At 49.6% G+C, this 14,023-nt stretch carries 15 protein-coding genes; all 15 read left to right on the top strand.

Annotated elements, in window-relative coordinates:
• The first annotated feature begins 2 nt into the window (after positions 1 to 2).
• A complete protein-coding gene (locus WG8_RS13865; protein WP_007430831.1) occupies positions 3 to 665 on the top strand; it encodes a UbiX family flavin prenyltransferase in 663 nt (220 codons plus the stop codon).
• Entirely contained in the window at positions 622 to 1,488 is an 867-nt protein-coding gene (locus WG8_RS13860; protein ID WP_007430830.1) for a menaquinone biosynthetic enzyme MqnA/MqnD family protein, read from the top strand. Before WG8_RS13865 ends, WG8_RS13860 begins: the two co-directional genes overlap by 44 nt.
• Positions 1,485 to 2,459, top strand: a complete 975-nt coding sequence (locus WG8_RS13855; protein WP_007430829.1) for a polyprenyl synthetase family protein — start codon at positions 1,485 to 1,487, stop codon at positions 2,457 to 2,459. The genes WG8_RS13860 and WG8_RS13855 overlap by 4 nt, the downstream gene beginning before the upstream one ends.
• A gap of 111 nt (positions 2,460 to 2,570) precedes the next feature.
• Entirely contained in the window at positions 2,571 to 3,014 is a 444-nt protein-coding gene (gene ndk, locus WG8_RS13850; RefSeq protein ID WP_007430828.1) for a nucleoside-diphosphate kinase, read from the top strand.
• Positions 3,015 to 3,044: 30 nt separating this feature from the next.
• Positions 3,045 to 3,845, top strand: a complete 801-nt coding sequence (locus WG8_RS13845; protein ID WP_007430827.1) for a CheR family methyltransferase — start codon at positions 3,045 to 3,047, stop codon at positions 3,843 to 3,845.
• Positions 3,846 to 4,076: 231 nt separating this feature from the next.
• On the top strand, positions 4,077 to 5,246 hold the full coding sequence (aroC, locus tag WG8_RS13840) for a chorismate synthase (protein ID WP_007430826.1): 1,170 nt from the start codon (positions 4,077 to 4,079) through the stop codon (positions 5,244 to 5,246).
• A gap of 1 nt (position 5,247) precedes the next feature.
• Positions 5,248 to 6,342, top strand: coding sequence for a 3-dehydroquinate synthase (aroB, locus tag WG8_RS13835; RefSeq protein WP_007430825.1), 1,095 nt, complete (start codon positions 5,248 to 5,250; stop codon positions 6,340 to 6,342).
• A 2-nt stretch (positions 6,343 to 6,344) separates the two neighbouring features.
• Entirely contained in the window at positions 6,345 to 6,719 is a 375-nt protein-coding gene (aroH, locus tag WG8_RS13830; protein WP_007430824.1) for a chorismate mutase, read from the top strand.
• Between the two features lie 382 nt (positions 6,720 to 7,101).
• Positions 7,102 to 8,652: an anthranilate synthase component I gene (gene trpE / locus WG8_RS13825; RefSeq protein ID WP_007430823.1), complete on the top strand. Its 1,551-nt coding sequence runs from the start codon at positions 7,102 to 7,104 to the stop codon at positions 8,650 to 8,652.
• A gap of 75 nt (positions 8,653 to 8,727) precedes the next feature.
• The gene (gene trpD, locus WG8_RS13820; protein WP_007430822.1) at positions 8,728 to 9,774 is read left to right on the top strand and encodes an anthranilate phosphoribosyltransferase; all 1,047 of its coding nucleotides are present in this window, start codon (positions 8,728 to 8,730) and stop codon (positions 9,772 to 9,774) included.
• Entirely contained in the window at positions 9,764 to 10,558 is a 795-nt protein-coding gene (gene trpC / locus WG8_RS13815) for an indole-3-glycerol phosphate synthase TrpC (RefSeq protein WP_007430821.1), read from the top strand. The genes trpD and trpC overlap by 11 nt, the downstream gene beginning before the upstream one ends.
• Positions 10,555 to 11,241: a phosphoribosylanthranilate isomerase gene (locus tag WG8_RS13810; RefSeq protein ID WP_007430820.1), complete on the top strand. Its 687-nt coding sequence runs from the start codon at positions 10,555 to 10,557 to the stop codon at positions 11,239 to 11,241. Before trpC ends, WG8_RS13810 begins: the two co-directional genes overlap by 4 nt.
• Positions 11,238 to 12,434, top strand: coding sequence for a tryptophan synthase subunit beta (gene trpB, locus WG8_RS13805; RefSeq protein WP_007430819.1), 1,197 nt, complete (start codon positions 11,238 to 11,240; stop codon positions 12,432 to 12,434). Before WG8_RS13810 ends, trpB begins: the two co-directional genes overlap by 4 nt.
• Positions 12,431 to 13,237 carry a tryptophan synthase subunit alpha gene (gene trpA, locus WG8_RS13800; RefSeq protein WP_007430818.1) on the top strand — a complete coding sequence of 269 codons (807 nt, stop codon included), beginning with the start codon at positions 12,431 to 12,433 and terminating at the stop codon, positions 13,235 to 13,237. Before trpB ends, trpA begins: the two co-directional genes overlap by 4 nt.
• 60 nt (positions 13,238 to 13,297) lie before the next feature.
• A partial coding sequence (locus WG8_RS13795) for a pyridoxal phosphate-dependent aminotransferase (RefSeq protein WP_007430817.1) occupies positions 13,298 to 14,023 on the top strand: 726 nt, incomplete at its 3' end.

Raw genomic sequence — 14,023 nt, 5'->3', positions numbered from 1 at the left:
TAATGAATCTGAATCAGGCGAGCAGTCATCAAGGAAAACGGATTGTTATCGGCATTACAGGCGCGAGCGGAAGCATTTATGGTGTACGACTGGTGGAAACATTGCTGGACTTGCAATACACAGTTCACCTGATTGTTTCCAATGCCGGCTGGCGGGTACTGAAAGAGGAATTGGGCTGGAACGTGACTGACCGGGAGGGGGCTTTGAATGAACAATTCGGAGGCCGTCCCGGTTCTCTTGTATACCATTCATTCACAGATATCGGAGCTTCAATTGCGAGCGGCTCCTATCTTGTAGATGCGATGATCATTATGCCATGCTCCATGGGAACGCTGTCTGCGGTAGCACACGGTTCGTCCGATAATTTGATGGCACGTGCAGCAGACGTCATGATAAAGGAGGGGCGTCCGCTGATCCTTGTGCCTCGTGAAACACCGCTTCATGCCATTCACTTGGAGAATATGCTTAAACTTGCGAGACTCGGCGTCAAAATGATTCCGGCCATGCCGGCCTTTTACTTTCATCCGAAGACGCTGGATGACATTGTATTGTTCCTCGTAGGCAAAGTATTAGACAGCTTGCGTATCGAACATCAATTGTTTATGAGATGGGGGGATTCCGATGCCAATACCGGACAACAAGACGACCACAATCGGAAAAATTAAATATACAAATGCTTGGCCCATTTTTCATTATTTTAATTCTTCAGAGCTTCTGCATCAGGCAGAGCTGATTACTAAAGTCCCGGCTGAATTGAATCGGGGTATGCTGAATGGAAGTCTGGATATTAGCGCGATGTCGTCTTTTGCATATGCATCGGGTGCGGAGGAGATGCTGCTGTTGCCTGATTTATCCGTTAGTGCCGACGGTCCTGTGCAATCCATATTATTGTTTTCACGCAAGCCGCTGAACGAAATCAAAAACGGAACGATTGCATTGACGAATACGTCTGCTACATCCGTGAATTTGCTGAAAATTCTGATGCAAAAGGCATGGGAAGGCCAGCCCTCCTATTTTGACTGTGAACCGGATCTGGATTTAATGCTGAGTCAGGCAGATGCAGGACTACTGATTGGAGATCACGCGATCAAAGCTTCTTGGCGGAGTGAAGGTCTGTATGTAACGGATCTGGGCGAAGAGTGGAAACGCTGGACTGGACACAGCATGACCTTTGCCGTATGGGCGGTGCGCCGTGCAGTTGCTGCTGAGAATCACGATGCATTAGTTGAAATTACAAATGCGTTTCGTGCAAGCAAACAGCGCAGCTTGGCTGATCTGACGCCTGTTGTCTCTGAGGCTTGCAACGAAATTGGCGGCCTGCGAGATTATTGGGAGCGCTACTTTACTAATCTGTGTTATGATTTTGGAGAGAAGGAACAAAGAGGCTTAGAGCTTTATTTTCAGTATGCGCATGAATTGGGGCTGCTTGACCGGCAAGTGAAGCCGCTTCTCTGGAGTGACAATACGCTGACACGGGTGAAAGAATGAAACGATTGGATTTGTTCGGTTTATTAAAGAAGGATATGAACTTCATAGAAGAAGAGCTGTATCGCAGCATTGACAGCTCGGAGCCGTTGATTAATGATACGTCGCTCCATCTGCTTAAAGCAGGAGGCAAACGTTTACGTCCAGTGTTTGTATTGCTGGGAGGCAAGTTTGGAGAATACGATCTGGACAAGCTCAAACACATAGCAGTACCACTCGAATTGATTCATTCGGCCTCTCTCGTTCACGATGACGTAATTGACGATGCTGAAATGAGACGTGGTCAACCCACTGTGAAGTCCAAATGGGACAATCGGGTGGCGATGTACACGGGAGACTACATATATGCACGAGCGCTGTCTATGGTTGCCGAATTGCCGAGTCCGGATATTCACCGGGTGCTGTCCAAGGCGCTGGTGCAGATGTCCATTGGTGAAATGGAACAAATCCGCGATTTTTTTAATGTGGATCAAAGTGTGCGTAATTATTTGCTGCGCATACGGCGTAAAACCGCATTGCTGATTGCGGTTAGCTGCCAATTGGGCGCTATGGCTGCGGGGGCACGGGAAAGAGTCAATTCCCTGCTGTACAGCTATGGCTATAACGTAGGGATGGCTTTTCAAATTCAGGATGACTTGCTCGATCTATGCGGTACGGAAAAAAAGATTGGCAAGCCGCCGGGCAGCGATATGAGACAGGGGAATATTACGCTTCCGGTGATTTATGCGCTCAAGCAGCCCGAACTGCGTGACGATCTGCTGGCTGAAATCGGCCGTATTCAGGCCGGGGATGGGCAAGGAGATGCGCGTAAAGCGGTGGATATGATTAAAAAAAGTGAAGGAATCACTAAAGCGGAAATTCTCGCTGACCGATATATTAAGAAAGCGCTGAACGCGCTGGACTTACTGCCAGATGTCAAAACGAAAAAAACGCTCCGCGATATCGCTCATTTTGTGACACGCCGCTCTTACTAAAGTAGTGTTTTGTTTTTGCAGTGATAAAATACTTTAACCGCTTTCAAACTTTCTGTTACAATACAAATTAGTATTGTAAAAATACATTAAGATTGGATTGGGAGTGAGCCGATGGATCGCACGTTTTTGATGGTTAAACCGGATGGAGTACAACGCGGACTGATTGGACGTATTATCAGTCGCCTGGAAGACAAAGGCTTCAAAATGACGGGTGGCAAACTTGTGCAGGTAACTAGAGAACAGGCGCAGCGGCATTATGCGGAGCATGTGGGCAAGCCCTTTTTTGAAGAGCTTGTAGATTTTATCACATCAGGCCCTGTATTTGCCATGATTTGGGAAGGGGATAACATCGTTACGCTTTCCCGCCTGTTGATTGGTAAAACACAAGTAACAGAGGCTCTACCGGGCACGATCCGGGGAGACTTTGCTGCACATACACCGTTTAACCTCATACACGGTTCGGATTCACCGGAGAGCGCGGAACGCGAGATTGCGAATTTTTTCATGCCGGAAGAGTCGGTTCGGTATGAGAAAAGCGTGGCGACCTGGATGTAAGTTTAATCTCGTATGAAAAAGGATGGTAGCATGACGGATTTGGAACTGGGTCAGACGGACCCCGACTACACGGCGTTTATCCGCAAAATTAAGGACAGCACAGGTATTGATCTTGCACAATACAAAGAAGCACAGATGAAAAGGCGGTTAACGACACTTCGCAACAAAAACGGGTTTCCCAGTTTTGTTTCTTTTTATGATGCCATGATGAAGGAAAAACCCCTGTTTTATGAATTTCTGGATCGTATGACGATCAATGTTTCGGAATTTTGGCGTAATCCCAATCGGTGGGAAGTGCTGCGGGATACGATTCTGCCACAGCTGCTTGCAGGCAAGCAGAAGCTCAAGCTGTGGAGCGCGGCTTGTTCGACTGGCGAGGAGCCTTACAGTTTGGCTATGGTTCTGGACGGCAAGGGGATCTTGGGGAATTGTTCTATTACGGCTTCCGATATTGATGATGGTGCATTGGCCAAAGCCAAGGAAGGCAGATATTTGGAGCGTTCGCTCAAGGATGTGCCTGAGCAGGTAGCCAGCAAATATTTCAAACCGGATGGTGCGATGTTTCGCGTGGATGACCGTTTGAAACAGGCTGTGAAATTTCAAAAGCAAAATTTGCTGCTGGATTCGTTTGAAGACAACTATGACCTCATTATCTGTCGCAATGTTATGATTTATTTTACTGAAGAGGCCAAGCATAAGCTGTACCAGAAGTTTGCAGCCAGTCTTCGTCCCGGCGGTGTACTGTTTGTGGGCAGTACAGAGCAAATTTTTTCTCCCAACCAATATGGTCTGGAATCGACGGAAACCTTTTTTTATCGTAAAAAAGCATAGCCTAGACATATATCGATAATTCGTAATGAGATGTTTTTGTTTTTTGGATCATGAGCACGTTGATGCTTGCTTATCTGAAACGCACGTCCTTTGGCTTTGCCTAAGGGACGTGTTTTTGTTTATCTGCATACCTGTGGCTTTTCTTGTCAAAGAAAGGTGCGTATACTATAATGAAGCACAGTTAAAGGTTTTAGCGATGCACAGTTTAACAGTTTAAAGGGGGAACGCGTCATGAGTTTACGTTATTTAACCGCGGGGGAAACGCATGGTCCCCAGCTAACTGCAATTGTAGAGGGCATGCCCAGCAATTTAAAATTGGATTTTGAGGAACTGAATTTTCAGCTGCACCGTCGTCAGAAAGGGTATGGACGGGGGCGGCGTATGCAGATTGAAAAGGACACGGCGAGCATTGCCGGAGGCGTACGTCACGGTTATACCACAGGTGCACCGATTGCACTGATTGTGGAAAATAACGATTGGAAGCACTGGCAGAATATTATGAATATTGAGCCGATCGAAGGCAGTGATGAAGAAAAGCGCCGGGTTCACCGTCCGCGTCCGGGTCATGCCGATTTGAACGGCGGAATGAAATACAACCTGAAGGACCTGCGTAACGTGCTGGAGCGCTCCAGTGCGCGTGAAACTGCGATTCGTGTCGCGTGTGGTGGCTTGGCCCGTCAATTGCTGGCAGAGTTCGGAATCAAGGTGGCAGGTCAGGTCATCCGCATTGGAGAAATCGAAGCTCCTTACCGTGATTTGCCGATCGATGAGCTGATTGCCGTAACGGAAGCTTCTTCCGTGAGAGTAACCGATCCAGAAACCGAAAAGAAAATGGAAGCGTACATTGACCTGATCAAGCAAGAAGGCGATTCGGTCGGTGGGGTAGTCGAATGCATCGTGGAAGGCGTCCCGATTGGTCTGGGCAGTCATGTACAATATGATCGGAAGCTGGATGCACGCATTGCCCAAGGCGTCATGTCCATTAATGCCTTTAAGGGCGTAGAAATTGGTATTGGCTTCGAAGCAGGAGAACTGCGCGGCTCACAGGTGCATGATGAGATTCTGTATGATGAGGAACGTGGATACCACCGTCGTACCAACCGTTTGGGCGGTTTTGAGGGTGGCATGACCAATGGAATGCCTGTTGTGGTTCGCGGTGTCATGAAGCCGATCCCAACTTTGTATAAACCGCTGCAAAGCGTCGACATTGATACGAAGGAAGCGTTCACTGCACAGGTTGAGCGTTCGGATGCATGTGCGGTACCGGCGGCAAGTGTGGTTATGGAGCATGTCGTAGCCTGGGAGATTGCAAAGGCTTTGCTTGAAAAATTCGGAGGGGATTCGATTGAAGAAATCCGTGCGAATATTGCATCCTACGAAGAACAACTGGGACGGTATTAAGATGAGTACGCTGACGGTACAACTCGGAGAACGTTCCTATCCCATTCACATCGGGCGTGGGCTGCTGCATCGGGCCGGAGAGTTTCTGAAGGAACGAGGAATTGCGCAAAAAAGTCCGTTGTTGATTGTTTCTGACGAACATACAGCGTCATTTTACTTGGCGACACTGGAGAGCAATCTTCAGAAATCGGGCTACAAGACGGAATCCTTTGTCGTCAAGCCGGGTGAAACATCCAAGTCGCTAGCTGTATTTGAGCAGGTCATAACTGCAGCCATTAAGGGCGGTTTGGATCGCCATTCAGCCGTGATTGCACTTGGCGGTGGCGTAGTGGGCGATCTGGCCGGATTTGTGGCGGCCTCGTATATGAGAGGCGTCAAGTTCGTACAGATTCCTACGACGATCCTTGCCCATGACAGCAGTGTGGGAGGGAAGGTCGGCATCAATCATCCTTTGGCCAAAAATATGATTGGAGCCTTCCATCAGCCGGAACTCGTGCTGTATGACGTAGATACGTTGTCTACATTGCCTCCGCGCGAAGTATCCGCCGGGCTGGCTGAAATGATCAAGCACGGTTTGATCTGGGATGCCGATTTCGCCTACTGGTGCCGTGATCATGCGGCAGATTTACTGGCTTTGGATGCGGCAGCTCTGGAGTATGGACTGGAGAAGGGCTGCTCTGTGAAAGCTGAAGTGGTGTCACGCGATGAACGGGAAAATGATTTGCGCGCTATTTTAAACCTCGGTCATACGATTGGTCATGCCATTGAAGCAATTGCGGGATATGGCGAGTTTTTACACGGAGAAGCGATTTCGATTGGGATGGTCGGCTCCGCGCTTCTGGGCGTGAAGCTGGGGGCAGACCCCGCTTTGGTCGAAGAAACAAGAGATATGCTGTCTTCTCTGCGGCTGCCAACCTCCCTTCCAGCACATCTTGATACGGATCGGCTGCTGGAGGCGATGATGCATGATAAAAAGTTTAAAGAAGGCAGCATTACTTTTGTCGTCCCGCGCAGCATCGGGCACGTAGAGGTTGTGAAGGATATTCCCGTCTCTGACATCAGGCAAGTCATTGAACAGTTAAAAGAGGAGGCGTAAAGATGTACAATCGTGGAATTCGTGGCGCGACGACTGTAGCGAATAATGAAGAAAATGAAATTTTGGAAGCGACCAGCCAGCTGTTGGATGAAATCGTATCCTACAATGAAATTCAGCCTGAAGACATTAGCAATGTCTGGATTACGGTCACCCATGACCTGGACGCTGCGTTTCCAGCTAAGGCTATCCGTCAGCTTGACGGATGGGATATGGTTCCACTTATGTGTGGATTGGAAATCCCTGTCGCGGGTAGTTTGCCCAAATGTATCCGTTTGTTGGTACAGGTGAACACCCATAAATCCCAACGTGAAATCAAACATGTATATTTAAACGGAGCGCAGGCGTTAAGACCGGATCTGGCTTCCGAAGGGAAGTAACGCCCTTTTTTTAAGTTGATGGTTGCCAAAGTAACATCCGATGAGATATAGTGTGTGTAGCAGAGTTGAGTAGAGTTAGCCAGAGCCAGTTGAGTTGAGATGAGAAGAGTGCAGTCCGAGCCAATTCCATATGAGATTACAGAGACCGACGGTGACAGTAAGCTGATGCCTATGAAAAGATGTATCTTCGACAGCGAAGCTTATTTGAGTTAGCCACGGGTTATGCAGAGGGATAAGTGTATACTTTGCCTGTTTATTGTAATCTTTTTACATATGGTCGCATTCTTATAATTTCAATAACTGACAGCCTCTACCTTCCAGGTAGAGGCTTTTTTATATTCTCTCCTTTGGGTCTGCGCCAAATTGGAAAGGAAGTGATCTCATGTTAACGCCGCATGTGGAGCAAGTGATAACGATGGCGAATGAATTTAACCTGATTCCTGTGTACAAAAAAGTGCTGGCCGATATGGAGACGCCGATTCGGATTTTCCGTCGGTATGCGGAGCGGGACCGAGCCTTTCTGCTGGAGAGTGTAGAGGGAGGCGAGCAATGGGCGCGCCATTCATTCATCGGGACCGATCCGTTCCTGATGGTTTCGGGTAAAAAAGGCCGTTTGATTTTGGAGCAACATGGCAAACGGCAAATTTTGAACGACAAGCCGCTTGAAGCGCTCAAGGCATTGCTGCGCAAATATCGCAGTCCCAAGCTGAAAGAAATGCCTCCATTTACAGGCGGGGCGATCGGATTTTTTGGATATGATCTGCTTCAATACTATGAAAAGCTGCCGGAGCATTCGGTCGATGACCTGAATATGGATGATATCCGTTTTATGTTTTGCGATCAAGTGATTGTTTTTGATCATGTAAAGCAGCAAATTTTGCTGGTTGGCAATGTACATGTGGGCGAAGGGTTCCGCGATGAGGACATTCGTGCTGCCTATGCTGAGGTGGAGCGCAAGCTGGAGGAAACGGCGCAGTATCTGCGCAAGCAAACACCACCGGAGAGATTGGGATCAGGTTCCATTCCTGATGATGTGGAACTGGGTGAGATTCAATCGAATGTGACGAAGGAGCAGTTTATTGCAAACGTGGAGCAGGCAAAGGAATATATTCGCTCTGGTGATATTTTTCAGGTTGTACTATCCCAGCGTTTTCACATTGATACTGAGGCTTCTCCTTTGCAGGTATACCGCGTGCTGCGCACGATGAACCCGTCGCCATATATGTATTATTTGAAAATGGATGACGAGATCATCGTGGGCACTTCGCCGGAGGCGCTTGTCAAGGTAGAAAACGGTCGGGTAGAAACCCGCCCTATTGCAGGGACGAGGCCGCGTGGCGTCACGGAGACAGAAGATGCAGCACTTGCTGAAGAATTGTTGAAGGATGAAAAAGAACGTGCCGAGCATCTGATGCTGGTCGATTTGGGCAGAAATGATCTGGGCCGCGTATCCCGGTTCGGTACAGTCAAATGCGATACGTTTATGGAGATTGAACGCTATTCCCACGTCATGCACATTGTGTCCAACGTGTCGGGTGAACTGCGCGAGGATAAAGATTTCTTTGATGCTTTCCTGTCCTGCCTGCCAGCTGGCACCGTATCGGGGGCCCCGAAGCTGCGTGCCATGGAGATTATTGCCGAGCTGGAGCGGGAAGCGCGTGGACCCTATGCAGGAGCTATTGGATATTTGGGCTTTTCGGGCAATATGGATGCTTGTATTACGATCCGCACAATTGTGTTTAAAAAGAACCGGGCCTATGTCCAGGCAGGAGCAGGAATTGTGTGGGACTCGGTTCCGGAAAGCGAGTACCAGGAGACGGTGAACAAGGCCAAGGCATTGCTGAAGGCAATCCGTACGGCAGAGGCGATGTTCCCGGCAACGACACAGCCCTACAACAGCGTCATCAATCAGGATTATTTGTACACTCCCTAAGCAAGTTTTGATCAAGTAACACTTCATTGCGGGAGACGGAACACACAAAAATCTGATTTTGAGGAGGAGACGACGATGGAAGGACATAACATGATGCAAGTGGGTTTAAGCCGGGTTATTGAGGGACAGCATCTTTCACGTGCGGAGGCCCGCAGTGTAATGGAACAGATTATGAGTGGGAGTGCCACGCAGGCGCAAATTGGCGGGCTGCTGACAGCTCTTCGTATCAAAGGAGAGACGGTGGATGAAATCACCGGCTTTGCCGAGGCTATGCGCAGTTACGCGAGTCCAGTGCTGACTGGAGAAGGTGAGACTCGTCTGCTGGACACATGCGGAACCGGAGGTTCGGGTATTCACAAGTTTAATATTTCTACAGTATCTGCTATCATCGCTGCTTCGCTGTCTGTACGGGTGGCGAAGCATGGCAATCGTTCTGCAAGCGGCCGCGCCGGAAGTGCAGATGTGCTGGAGGCACTCGGAGTCAACATTCACCTGACGAGTGATCAGGCTCGGTCATGTCTGGATCGGATCGGCATTTGTTTTTTATTTGCGCAGTTATATCATCCGTCGATGAAGCATGCTGCTGCGCCGCGTCGTGAGCTGGGAGTGCGGACGGTGTTCAATATGCTGGGTCCGCTGACGAATCCGGCTGGTGCAGATCGACAGCTGCTGGGCGTTTATGATGCTGGAAAAACGGAAGTGATTGCTGAGGTGCTGAATCAGCTTGGCTCCAAACGGGCCATGGTTGTCAGCAGTCTGGACGGTTTGGATGAAATCAGTATTTCGGCTCCGACGCGAGTATCTGAGCTGAAGGACGGCAGGGTTCACACGTTTGAGCTTCATCCATCGGACCTGGGCTTGCAGATGCATCATCTCGATCAGGTGCTGGGTGGAGATGCACAGGTTAACGCCGGCATTATACGGCGGATTTTGAACGGAGAGCGCGGAGCTTACCGGGACGTCGTGTTAGCGAATGCTGGCGCGTGTATTTATGTAGCAGGCGCAGCGGATACCTTGGCGGACGGAGTAGCGCGGGCGGCGGAAGCGATTGACACCGGGCTGGCACTGTCCAAGCTGGATCAATTAATACAGGCGACGGGGGAATATCAATATGTATCTTGATAAAATTGTGGTGACGAAGCGACAGGAAGTAGAGCAGCTCAAGGAGCATTTTAATATCAGTGAGGCGGAACGGCTGGTTTCCAATTTGCCTGCAACAAGAGGATTTGAGGATGCGATAGCCGTGCGTCGCAACCGACCGCTGGGGCTGATTGCTGAAGTGAAAAAGGCTTCTCCGTCCAAAGGGCTCATCCGACCGGATTTCCATCCGGTGAACATTGCCCGTGCCTATGAGGGAGCTGGAGCCGATTGTATTTCTGTCCTGACAGATGTGACGTATTTTCAGGGCAGTCCAGAATATTTGCAGCAAATTCGTGAGCAAGTAAACATTCCGCTGCTGCGAAAGGATTTTATCATTGATGAACGGCAAATTTATGAAGCTCGTCTACTGGGAGCCGATGCGGTGCTATTGATTGCAGCTATACTGGAGCCACGTGTTTTGGGGTCGTTTTTACAGATCGCCAAAGACCTGGGGCTGGACGCATTGGTGGAGGTGCATGACAGCGAGGAGCTTAAAGGGGTGCTGGATTTGGGCACAGCAACTCTGATTGGAGTAAACAATCGCAATTTGCGGACGTTCGAGACCCGCCTCCAAACGACGGAAGAGCTGATTGCACTGATCCCTAAAGGAGTTACGTTTATTAGTGAAAGCGGCATAGCCGGGCCCGAGGATGTAAAATATCTGCATTCGGTAGGCGCACACGGCATCCTGGTAGGAGAGCACCTGATGCGTAAGGATGATGTGGGTCAAGCTGTAGCGGATTTGATGAACGGGGTTACAGCATGAAGAAAACGGGCGTAAAAATTTGTGGACTTCAAAGCGTTGAAGTGCTAAAATCTATGGTAAACTTACCGGTCGATTATATAGGTTTTGTGTTTGCCGACAGTAAGCGCCGGATTGACGGCGCACAGGCTGGAGAGCTGCTTCGCGTATTGGATGAATGGACTCCGGGCAGCAGACCGCGCAGCGTGGGTGTGTTTGTGAATCCAGATGATGCGCTGCTAAATGATGTGATGGAGCAAGCTCCATTGGATGTCATTCAGCTGCATGGACAGGAGAGTCCGCAGCGCTGCAGCGAGATCAGGGAGCGTTTTGGCGTACAGGTATTCAAGGCTTGGTCTGTAGACGGTCATCAGCAGCCGATGAAGGGCCAGACGGAACGTCCGGGAGACGAATTGGAAGCCTATGCAGGTACAATTGACGCTTTACTGCTGGATACATATGACCCACTGTATGGTGGCGGTTCTGGCAGAACGTTTGCATGGGATCGAATTCCGGCCTATCACGCTTGGACCCATCAACATGGAATTCCTTTGTTTGTAGCCGGCGGACTGACAGCTGATAATGCGGAAAAGCTGGTTGCCGAGTACCATCCCGAAGGGCTGGATGTGTCCAGCGGCGTAGAGACAGATGGAGTCAAGGACATTTCAAAAATCACTGCATTCGTAGAAAGGGTGAAGCAGGCATGACACAATTACCTGATAGCAACGGACGTTTTGGGACATTTGGCGGACGCTTCGTACCGGAGACGTTAATGAACGCACTGATTGAATTGGAGGAATCCTACCGGAAGTATGCAGATGATCCGGAATTTAAAGCAGAGCTGAACGGACTTCTAAAGGACTATTCTGGGCGGGAAACACCGCTTTACCATGCAGAGCGTCTGAGCAAGCATTTAGGCGAGGCTAAAATTTACTTGAAGCGCGAAGATTTGAATCATACCGGTGCCCACAAAATCAATAATGCCTTGGCACAAGGCTTGCTGGCGAAGCGCATGGGCAAACAGAAGGTCATTGCCGAAACAGGCGCAGGACAGCATGGTGTCGCGACAGCGACTGTAGCCGCGTTGCTTGGACTGGAATGCAAGGTGTTTATGGGTGAAGAGGATACTGTGCGCCAGCAGTTAAACGTATTCCGGATGCAGCTTTTGGGTGCAGAGGTCATTCCGGTGACATCGGGTACACGTACACTTAAGGATGCCGGGAATGAAGCTTTGCGTTACTGGGTGAGCCATGTCCATGATACATTTTATATTTTGGGTTCGGCTGTCGGTCCCCATCCGTATCCGATGATGGTGCGGGACTTCCAGCGAGTGATTGGTGATGAGACTCGCCGTCAGATTTTGGAAAAGGAAGGCAGACTCCCGGATGTCGTCGTGGCAGCGATCGGTGGCGGAAGCAATGCCATCGGCATGTTTTATCCTTTTATCGAGGATGAGGGCGTTGCTTTAATCGGTGTGGAAGCTGCTGGAAAAGGCGTTGACACAGAATTCCATGCGGCAACGATGAGCAAGGGAACACAAGGGGTCTTCCAAGGCTCGATGAGTTATCTGCTGCAGGATGAATACGGACAAGTGCAGCCTGCGCATTCCATCTCGGCCGGACTGGATTATCCAGGTGTTGGACCGGAGCATTCGTATCTGAAAGATATTGAACGGGCCAAATATGTTCCAATTACCGATCAGGAAGCGCTCGATGCACTCCAGCTCCTCTGCCGTACAGAAGGCATACTTCCTGCATTAGAGTCGGCACATGCCGTTGCGCAGGTCGTCAAGCTGGCACCTACGTTGACGGCAAATGATATTATCGTAATTTGCTTGTCCGGGCGCGGGGATAAAGATGTGGACTCCATTATCAAGTATTTGGGAGGAAATCCGTCATGAATTTAATTGATCAGGCGTTTGAGCGTCTTAAAAATGAAGGCAAAACGGCGTTAATTCCTTTTCTGACGGTGGGCGACCCGGATGTGGAGACTACGGTGGAGATTATTCGGCAACTGGAGTCTGCCGGAGCCGATATATTGGAGCTGGGTGTTCCGTATTCCGACCCGCTGGCTGACGGTCCTGTCATTCAGCGTGCGTCTGAGCGTGCACTCAAACGGCAAATCTCGATCCGCACCTGCATGGAGACAGCTTCTCTGGCTAGGGCGGCAGGTTCAAGCCTGCCTTTTATTTTGTTTACGTATTACAATCCTGTATTGCAGATGGGCATGGATGCTTTCTTTAGTGGCTTGCAGAAGCACGGTATCAGCGGTCTGATTATTCCCGACCTTCCGCTTGAGGAAGCGGAAGAACTGGGAGCACGGGCGGCAGAGGTGGGAGTGCATCTAATTCCGCTGGTGGCTCCAACTTCAGAGCAGCGGATCGAGCGGATTGTCCGTCATGCCCGTGGATTTGTATATTGTGTATCCTCGCTTGGTGTAACCGGGGAGAGAGCTTCCTTTTTTGAAGGGATTGAGGGCTTTATTACGCAGGTCAAACGGCATACCGACATTCCGGTGGCGATAGGCTTTGGTATTTCAAATCGGGAGCAGGTCGTCCGGTTCTCAGACATTTGTGATGGAGTTGTGGTCGGCAGTGCCATTGTGCGTCAGGTGGAGGAAGCCATTCCATTGCTGGAGGATTCTGCGCGCAGAGAAGAGGGGCTTTTGCAAATTCGTGATTTTGTGGCACAATTAAAGCAGTAATTTGGCGTAAATATAGAGAGCAACAACATTCAGTTCTGATTGGATAGAGGAGGTAGGGGCATGCAACCTAAACCGCATATTGTACATTTGCCAGTATATCAGCCCGGTAAACCGATTGAAGACGTAAAACGCGAGCTGGGACTTGATGAAGTGATCAAGCTTGCTTCCAATGAAAATCCGTATGGCAGTTCTCCCAAAGTATTGCAGGCCATTCAGCAGGAGTTTGCCAACATTAGTGTCTATCCTGACGGAAGCGCGGTAGCTTTGACACAGGCGCTGGCCAAACAGACGGGTTTGAAAGAGGAGCAGTTTATTTATGGCTGTGGCTCTGACGAAATTATTGCGTTGATTACGCGTGCGTTTCTGCTTCCCGGAGAAGAAAGCATCATGGCCGATCAGACATTTTCCGTTTACAAAAGTAACGTGGAAATTGAGGGAGCGGTTGCTGTTGAGGTGCCTTTGCGCGACGGTGTGCATGATTTGGACGCTATGCTGGCTCAAATCAATGACCGTACAAAAATTATTTGGATTTGTAATCCGAATAATCCAACAGGCACCATTGTACCCGAAGCAGAGCTGATTGCCTTTTTGGATCAGGTGCCAAAGCATGTGATGGTCGTGCTGGATGAGGCTTATGCCGAGTTTGTGACGGACCGCTCGTATCCGGACGGCATTCGTTTGTTGTCAGCGTATGAGAATTTGGTGGTACTTCGCACGTTCTCCAAAATCTATGGTCTGGCTTCGCTGCGTATCGGCTATGGTATGGGTGCCGAGTCTACCATCCGT

Origin of the sequence: Paenibacillus sp. Aloe-11 (genome assembly GCF_000245715.1) — a bacterium.
GTDB lineage: Bacteria > Bacillota > Bacilli > Paenibacillales > Paenibacillaceae > Paenibacillus > Paenibacillus kribbensis.
Note: the sequence above shows the minus strand (reverse complement) of the source record. Positions and strands in the feature narration are given on the sequence as shown.

What these genes read in the sequence shown, in the direction of transcription:
- ndk (WP_007430828.1), top strand. Translation starts at nt 2,571, where the DNA reads ATGGATCGCACGTTTTTGATGGTTAAACCGGATGGAGTACAACGCGGA.
- trpC (WP_007430821.1), top strand. Translation starts at nt 9,764, where the DNA reads ATGTATCTTGATAAAATTGTGGTGACGAAGCGACAGGAAGTAGAGCAG.
- WG8_RS13865 (WP_007430831.1), top strand. Translation starts at nt 3, where the DNA reads ATGAATCTGAATCAGGCGAGCAGTCATCAAGGAAAACGGATTGTTATC.
- trpA (WP_007430818.1), top strand. Translation starts at nt 12,431, where the DNA reads ATGAATTTAATTGATCAGGCGTTTGAGCGTCTTAAAAATGAAGGCAAA.
- aroB (WP_007430825.1), top strand. Translation starts at nt 5,248, where the DNA reads ATGAGTACGCTGACGGTACAACTCGGAGAACGTTCCTATCCCATTCAC.
- aroH (WP_007430824.1), top strand. Translation starts at nt 6,345, where the DNA reads ATGTACAATCGTGGAATTCGTGGCGCGACGACTGTAGCGAATAATGAA.
- trpD (WP_007430822.1), top strand. Translation starts at nt 8,728, where the DNA reads ATGGAAGGACATAACATGATGCAAGTGGGTTTAAGCCGGGTTATTGAG.
- trpE (WP_007430823.1), top strand. Translation starts at nt 7,102, where the DNA reads ATGTTAACGCCGCATGTGGAGCAAGTGATAACGATGGCGAATGAATTT.
- WG8_RS13860 (WP_007430830.1), top strand. Translation starts at nt 622, where the DNA reads ATGCCAATACCGGACAACAAGACGACCACAATCGGAAAAATTAAATAT.
- trpB (WP_007430819.1), top strand. Translation starts at nt 11,238, where the DNA reads ATGACACAATTACCTGATAGCAACGGACGTTTTGGGACATTTGGCGGA.
- WG8_RS13810 (WP_007430820.1), top strand. Translation starts at nt 10,555, where the DNA reads ATGAAGAAAACGGGCGTAAAAATTTGTGGACTTCAAAGCGTTGAAGTG.
- WG8_RS13855 (WP_007430829.1), top strand. Translation starts at nt 1,485, where the DNA reads ATGAAACGATTGGATTTGTTCGGTTTATTAAAGAAGGATATGAACTTC.
- aroC (WP_007430826.1), top strand. Translation starts at nt 4,077, where the DNA reads ATGAGTTTACGTTATTTAACCGCGGGGGAAACGCATGGTCCCCAGCTA.
- WG8_RS13845 (WP_007430827.1), top strand. Translation starts at nt 3,045, where the DNA reads ATGACGGATTTGGAACTGGGTCAGACGGACCCCGACTACACGGCGTTT.